Origin of the sequence: Streptomyces roseochromogenus subsp. oscitans DS 12.976, from assembly GCF_000497445.1 — a bacterium.
Classification (GTDB): Bacteria; Actinomycetota; Actinomycetes; order Streptomycetales; family Streptomycetaceae; genus Streptomyces; species Streptomyces oscitans.
The window spans coordinates 4,028,822-4,035,850 of the sequence record NZ_CM002285.1 but is presented as its reverse complement, the minus strand read 5'-3'; the positions used below and the strand labels follow the sequence as shown (position 1 = coordinate 4,035,850).

Annotated in this window: 8 protein-coding genes; 6 read left to right on the top strand and 2 right to left on the bottom strand. The window is 70.2% G+C overall.

Annotated elements, in window-relative coordinates; all coding sequences use genetic code 11:
• A partial coding sequence (locus M878_RS67150) for a serine/threonine-protein kinase (protein ID WP_023547650.1) occupies positions 1–863 on the bottom strand: 863 nt, incomplete at its 3' end.
• 179 nt (positions 864–1,042) lie between these two features.
• Here M878_RS67150 and M878_RS67145 point away from each other — a divergent pair.
• The 6 genes from M878_RS67145 to proC all read left to right on the top strand — a co-directional run bounded on the left by M878_RS67145 (position 1,043) and on the right by proC (position 5,413).
• Complete coding sequence (locus M878_RS67145; protein ID WP_023547649.1) at positions 1,043–1,360, top strand: SH3 domain-containing protein; 318 nt, start codon at positions 1,043–1,045, stop codon at positions 1,358–1,360.
• Positions 1,361–1,402: 42 nt separating this feature from the next.
• Positions 1,403–1,927 (top strand): hypothetical protein, encoded by a 525-nt coding sequence (locus tag M878_RS67140; protein WP_023547648.1) that lies wholly within the window; start codon positions 1,403–1,405, stop codon positions 1,925–1,927.
• Between the two features lie 93 nt (positions 1,928–2,020).
• Positions 2,021–2,812 carry a class I SAM-dependent methyltransferase gene (locus tag M878_RS67135; protein ID WP_023547647.1) on the top strand — a complete coding sequence of 264 codons (792 nt, stop codon included), beginning with the start codon at positions 2,021–2,023 and terminating at the stop codon, positions 2,810–2,812.
• Between the two features lie 136 nt (positions 2,813–2,948).
• A complete protein-coding gene (locus M878_RS67130; RefSeq protein WP_023547646.1) occupies positions 2,949–3,767 on the top strand; it encodes an ABC transporter ATP-binding protein in 819 nt (272 codons plus the stop codon).
• Positions 3,764–4,537, top strand: coding sequence for an ABC transporter permease (locus tag M878_RS67125; RefSeq protein ID WP_023547645.1), 774 nt, complete (start codon positions 3,764–3,766; stop codon positions 4,535–4,537). Before M878_RS67130 ends, M878_RS67125 begins: the two co-directional genes overlap by 4 nt.
• Before the next feature lie 63 nt (positions 4,538–4,600).
• Complete coding sequence (gene proC, locus M878_RS67120; protein ID WP_023547644.1) at positions 4,601–5,413, top strand: pyrroline-5-carboxylate reductase; 813 nt, start codon at positions 4,601–4,603, stop codon at positions 5,411–5,413.
• Positions 5,414–5,525: 112 nt separating this feature from the next.
• Here the strand turns inward: proC and trpS are convergent, their stop codons facing one another.
• Complete coding sequence (gene trpS, locus M878_RS67115) at positions 5,526–6,554, bottom strand: tryptophan--tRNA ligase (RefSeq protein WP_031225152.1); 1,029 nt, start codon at positions 6,552–6,554, stop codon at positions 5,526–5,528.
• Between the last annotated feature and the right edge of the window lie 475 nt (positions 6,555–7,029).

The window sequence follows — 7,029 nt, the reverse complement described above, 5'->3', positions numbered from 1 at the left end:
GCTGGGACCGGTATGAACGCCTGCGTGTCGTAGGAGGCCGCCACCGAGCGCAGTTCCCGCATGAGTTCATCGGGGGTCGGCCGGTCGTCCGGCTCCTTGGCCAGGCACCGCAGTACCAGCGGCGCGAGATCCTCCGGCACACCGGTGAGGTCCGGCTCGTCATGCACCACCTGGTACGCGACGACGTACGGGCTGTCGGAGTCGAACGGCCCGCGCCCGGTCGCCGCGTGCACCATCACCGACCCGAGCGCGAAGATGTCGGCGGCGGGCCCCACTTCGCGCGGCCGCCGGAACTGCTCCGGCGCCATGAACGGCGGAGTGCCGATCAACTTGCCCGTCTCGGTGCGCAGTTCGCTGTCCTTCGGCCGGGAGATGCCGAAGTCGATGACTTTCGGCCCGTCCTCGGCGAGCAGCACATTGCTCGGCTTCAGATCCCGGTGCACGACCCCGACCCGGTGGATGTCGCGCAGCGCCTCGGCGAGCCCCGCCATCAGCCGGCGCAGCTGCGCCGGAGCCATGGACCCGTTCCGCTTCACCTCGTCGGAGAGGGTCGGGCCGGGGATGAACAGTGTGGCCATCCAGGGCCGTTCGGCATCCGGATCGGCGTCGACGACGGGCGCGGTGAATGCCCCGCTGACCTTGCGGGCGGCAGCCACCTCCTGCCGGAAACGCCCCCTGAACTCGGGGTCTCTGGCGAACTCGGCATGTACGACCTTGACCGCGAGCTTCATCCCCGAGGTACTCCGGGCCAGATGGACGACACCCATGCCGCCCGAGCCCAGGCGTGCGTCCAAGCGATAGTGACCGGCGTACTCGGGAAGTTCCGCTTCCGCGCCCGCTCCCGTGTTCCTGCGTGGCGTCATGCGACCACCCCCGTGCTGTTCCTCCGCGCGCGCGACGCACGGAGCCTAGTCGATGACTCGTGCGAGGCAGAGGCGGCTTGCTAGCCTCCGCGTGCGAGTCGCGCACGGGTGTTCCGCGGCTTGTTCCCAGGGAATCAACGGTGCCCATGACACGCATGGGTCCAACGGGGGAGGTTCATATGTCTGTTGACCGTGTCGAAGAGGCCGAGACCGGCACCGGGCCCGCGGCCACGACGGCCGCAGCGGACGTGCGTACGTACGCGGTCGCTCCGGGCGTCCGGCTGAACGTCCGCAACGGCCCCGGCACCAGCTACGCCATCGTGCGCGTCCTGCCCGAGGGGACCCGCGTCCCGATCTTCTGCCAGACGCCGGGTACGAACGTCTCCGGCCCCTACGGCACCTCCAACATCTGGGACAACATCGACAACGGCCAGTACGTCTCCGACGCCTATGTCCAGACCGGCAGCGACGGCTACGTCGCCTCGCGCTGCGCCTGACCCCACCGGGAGCCCGCCCCTGTCCGGCGCCATAATCGTTCCGTGAGCGACGAAACCGGCACCCCGGACACCCCGGCGGGCTCCTCCGGCGGCACTGCCCCGAGCGGCGGCCCCCGCCCCGAGCCCCTCCGCTTCTTCGGCACCACCTGGGTGAACCACGACAACGGCTACACCGCCCGCCGGGCCGGCGTCGCCGTCGGCTCGCTCGCCGCGGCCGTCGCCTCCTGCCTGGTCCTGCGCTTCGCTTACGAGGGCATCCAGATCGCGGACACCGGCTCCTTTGTGACCGTCCTGATCATCGCCATGTTCGCGATCTGCAGCGCGCTCGCCTTCCGCAACACCTGGGAGGGCTTCGGCAAGCGCCACGACCCGCAGCGCCAGGCCTCCCTGCGCGGCCTGCTCGCCATCGGCTTCGTCGGCTCCCTCCTCGCCTACTTCTTCCGCTCCCTCACCGAGGCCCCGGGCGAGAAGCTCCACCGCGAGGAGTACGACCAGGCCCGCGAGGCCCACGACCGCCGCACCTCCCGCCGCACCGGCAACCCGTCGAAGAAGAAGCGCGACCGCTGACACCGGCCTCCGGCCCGTACCGCTCCCGGAAAAACCGCCTCCCGCTCCGGAAATCCCGATGTCGTCCTGTCCCCGGCGTCCCAGGATGTCCGTATGACCACGACACCACCGACCCCGCCCACTTCCTCGCACGCGGCCCGCGCGCACTCCTTCAACTCCGCCGTCGCTCAGTACGCGGCCAACCGCCCCTCCTATCCGCCCGCTCTCTTCGACACCGTCGAGGAGCTGGCCGGCCGGTCCCTGTCCGGTGCCCGGGTCGTGGACGTCGGTGCCGGTACGGGCATAGCGACCGCCCTCCTGTACGACCGCGGCGCCGATGTCCTCGCCGTCGAACCCGGGGAGGGCATGGCCGCCGAGTTCCGCCGCGGGCTGCCGCAGCTCCCGATCGTCCGCGGCAACGGCAACGCCCTCCCCGTCGCCGACGCGTACGCCGACTTCGTCACCTACGCCCAGGCCTGGCACTGGACCGACACCGCCCGCTCGGTGCCGGAGGCGCTGCGGGTGCTGCGGCCGGGCGGTGCGCTGGCGGTGTGGTGGAACACCGAGGCGCTCGACGTCGACTGGATCGCGGAGGCCGCCGACCGTACGGGCCGCTTCCTCGGCGTGGACGTCGCCGCGAAGAAGCGCAAGGCCGGCGAACGCACCGATCTGGCCGACCCCAGCGGGCGCCTGGATTTCGTCCGCCGCGACGTCCGCTGGAGCCGTCGCGTCCCGGTCGACACCCATCTCGCCAACATCGGCAGCCACTCGGCCTTCCTCGTCGCGTCGCAGGAGCGCAGGACCGCCTTCCTGGAAGAGGAGCGCGCCCATCTGCTCAAAGCCTTCCCCGACGGCGTCGTCGAGGAGGCCTACGACGTGCTTCTCCTCGTCGCCACCAAGCCCTGACCTGGGCAAAGTCCCGTCGACAGCGGCGGCCGGGTGCCCTCCCGGCCGCCGCTGTCGTATCTGCACCCGCACGCACGGCACCGCACCAGCACGCACCCCTTGACGTCAGCGATGCTCCAGGCAGATTATTCATCGCGTGATGAATTACCCGTCGAACCCACCGACCGACCCGCTCACCCCCTCCACCGCGGCCACCACCGCCATCCAGGCCGACGACCTCACCGTCGTCCGCGGCCCCCGCACCGTCCTGCACCACCTCCGCTTCACCGTCCCCCGCGGCCAGATCACCGGCCTGCTCGGCCCCTCCGGCTGCGGCAAGTCCACCCTCATGCGCGCCATCGTCGGCACCCAGGCCAAGGTCACCGGCACCCTGAACGTCCTCGGCCACCCCGCCGGCCACGCCACCCTGCGCAGCCGCATCGGCTACGTCACCCAGGCCCCCTCCGTCTACGACGACCTGACCGTCCGCCAGAACCTCGACTACTTCGCCGCGATCCTCGACCCGGGCCGCGCCGCCGCAGAGCGCCGCCACGAACACGTCAGCCGAGCCATCGCCGACGTCGACCTCACCAGCCACGCCGACGCCCTCGCCGGCAACCTCTCCGGCGGCCAGCGCAGCCGGGTCTCCCTCGCCGTCGCCCTCCTCGGAACCCCGGAACTCCTCGTCCTGGACGAACCCACCGTCGGCCTCGACCCCGTCCTGCGCCGCGACCTGTGGACCCTCTTCCACGACCTCGCCGCCACCCGCGGCGCCACCCTCCTCGTCTCCTCCCACGTCATGGACGAGGCCGAACGCTGCCACCGCCTCCTCCTCATGCGCGAGGGCGAGATCCTCGCCGACGACACCCCCGACGCCCTGCGCACCCGCACCGGCACCGACACCGTCGAGGCCGCGTTCCTCCGCCTCGTCGACGAAGCCGCCACCGCACACCGCACCCAGGAGACGACCCGATGAGTACGACCGCCCCGGCCGCCCCCACCGGCGCGCTCAACGCCTCCCGCACCACCGCCACCGCGGCCCGGGTCCTGCGCCAACTCCGCCACGACCCGCGCACCATCGCGCTGATGATCGTCGTCCCGTGCCTGATGCTGATCCTGCTGCGCTACGTCTTCGACGGCAGCCCGCGCACCTTCGACAACATCGGCGCATCCCTGCTCGGCATCTTCCCGCTGATCACGATGTTCCTCGTCACCTCCATCGCCACCCTGCGCGAACGCACCTCCGGCACCCTCGAACGCCTCCTCGCCATGCCCCTCGGCAAGGCCGACCTCATCGCCGGCTACGCCCTCGCCTTCGGCACCCTCGCCATCGTCCAGTCCGCCCTCGCCACCGGACTCGCGCTGTGGGCGCTCGGCCTCGACGTCACCGGCTCCCCCTGGCTGCTCCTCCTCGTCGCCCTCCTCGACGCCCTGCTCGGTACGGCCCTCGGTCTCTTCGTCTCGGCCTTCGCGGCCTCGGAATTCCAGGCGGTCCAGTTCATGCCCGCGGTGATCTTTCCCCAGCTCCTCCTCTGCGGCCTGTTCACTCCCCGGTCCGACATGCACCCCGCTCTGACGGCCATCTCCGACGTCCTGCCGATGTCGTACGCCGTCGACGGCATGAACGAGGTCCTGCGCCACACCGACATGACAGCGACGTTCGTGCGAGACGTCCTGATCGTCGCGTGCTGCGCCCTGCTGGTACTGGGCCTGGGAGCGGCGACGCTACGACGGCGCACGGCCTAGCCGCCGTTCCGCCCACCGGACAACCCAGCCGCCCCCCTCCTCACCGGTGCGAAACTGAACCCCATGAGCCAGAAAGTCGCAGTCCTCGGCACCGGCAAGATCGGCGAAGCCCTGCTCAGCGGAATGATCCGGGCCGGCTGGGCCCCCGCCGACCTCCTGGTCACCGCCCGCCGCCCCGAACGCGCCGAAGAACTCCGCACCCGCTACGGAGTCACCCCGGTCAGCAACACCGAGGCAGCCAAGACCGCCGACACCCTCATCCTCACGGTCAAGCCGCAGGACATGGGCACCCTCCTGGACGAGCTGGCCCCGCATGTCCCCGCCGACCGCCTGATCATCAGTGGCGCCGCCGGAATCCCCACCTCCTTCTTCGAGGAGCGCCTGCCCGCAGGCACCCCGGTCGTCCGTGTCATGACCAACACCCCGGCCCTCGTCGACGAGGCCATGTCGGTCATCTCCGCCGGCAGCCACGCCACCGAGCAGCACCTCGCACACGCCGAGGAGATCTTCGGTGCCGTGGGCAAGACGCTCCGCGTCCCCGAGACCCAGCAGGACGCCTGCACCGCCTTGTCAGGCTCCGGTCCTGCGTACTTCTTCTATCTGGTCGAGGCCATGACCGATGCCGGCATCCTGCTCGGCCTGCCCCGCGACAAGGCCCACGACCTCATCGTCCAGTCCGCCATCGGCGCCGCCGTGATGCTCCGCGACAGCGGCGAACACCCCGTCAAACTCCGCGAGAACGTCACCTCCCCGGCCGGCACGACCATCAACGCCATCCGCGAACTGGAGAACCACGGCGTACGAGCCGCCCTCATCGCCGCCCTCGAAGCCGCCCGCGACCGCAGCCGCGAACTCGCCTCCGGCAACAAGGACTGACCCGGCACCGGGGGCGATGACTCACCGACAGCCACCCGCCCCCACACGCCCGTCCCCGCACGCGGGCCCCCACAGGTGCGGGCCCGCCCGAACGGGCCCGCACAGGCAGGCTCTAACGGGTGGCCGCACTCAACGCGGTATCGAACACCGGCGGCAACAGCCCGATCGCCCGATACGCCGCATCAACGGTCGGCCGGGCCATCGCCCTCGCCTTCTCCGCACCATCCCGCAGCACCCCCTCCACAAAGGCAGGATCCGCGCACAGCTCCCTGTGCCTGGCCTGCACGGGCCTGAGGACCTCCACCACGGCGTCCGCGGTGTCCTTCTTCAAAGCGCCGTACGACTGGTAAACGCCCGCCAGTGACTCAGGGTTCCCGCCCGTGCACGCAGCGAGAATCTCCAGCAGATTCGCGACCCCCGGCCGCCCCTCCCGGTCGTACTCCACGTCCCGCCCGCTGTCGGTGACGGCACGCATGACCTTCTTCCGCACGTCGTCCGGCTCGTCGAGCAGATAGACGACCCCCAGACCCGAGTCGTCCGACTTCCCCATCTTCGCCGTCGGGTTCTGCAGATTCATCACCCGCGCCGCCACCCCCGGCCGCGTCGCCCTCGGCACCACGAACGTGTGCCCGTACCGCTGGTTGAACCGCACCGCCAGATCCCGTGCCAGCTCGACATGCTGCACCTGGTCGTCCCCGACCGGCACCTCGCCCGCGCCGTACGCCAGGATGTCCGCCGCCATCAGCACCGGATACGTCAGCAACGACAGCCGCACGCTCGCGCCGCGCTCCTGCTGCCGCGCGACCTTCTCCTTGTACTGGATCATCCGTCGCATCTCACCGTCGGACGCCACACACTCCAGCAGGTACGACAGCCGCGTGTGCTCGTCGACATGGCTCTGCAGAAACACGGTGCACACCTCGGGGTCGAGCCCGGCCGCCAGCATCAACGTCGCCGTCTGCCGACTGAGCCTGCGCAATCGCGCCGGATCCTGGTCCACGGTCAGCGCGTGCAGATCCACGACGCAGAACAGCGCGTCAGCCTGGTGCTGGTCCGTCTCCACCCAGCGCCGCAGGGCTCCCAGGTAGTTGCCCAACGTCAGGTGCCCGGTCGGCTGGATCCCGCTGAAGACCCGCGTCATCTCCACTCCACCTCCTGGTCGGGACCGCCGCTCCTGCGGCCGGCCCCCGGAGTCCGGAGGAGATATGAGAACGGCCGCCGAGGCGGCGGCCGTTGGTTGCATACGTGAGTACGGCCGCCGTCAGGCGGCCCACCAAAGCTGGGTACACGTACGCGTCGTCATGTGGGCCAGAGTACGCCCTCGGGGCGTCTCAAGGACAAGAGTTGACACACCTCACCTCGATCCGTAGTGTTCTCCGGGTTGTCCGACGTGAGCGCCGACTCCGGTCGGTCCCCGGACAGCCATTCCGCAAGTACCTACCAGCAATCGATGCTGTGGCATCGGCTGCTTTGGTATGCGTATTTTGTGAAATGAGGAATCCGCGTTCGAAAGGACGCAGCCCCCGATTAGCTCGGGAGCATGGAATCCGCTAAAGTCTCACTCGTCGGAACGGCCCAACGGCCGGGAAGACAGCCCGCTGACTGGGAGTCAGACG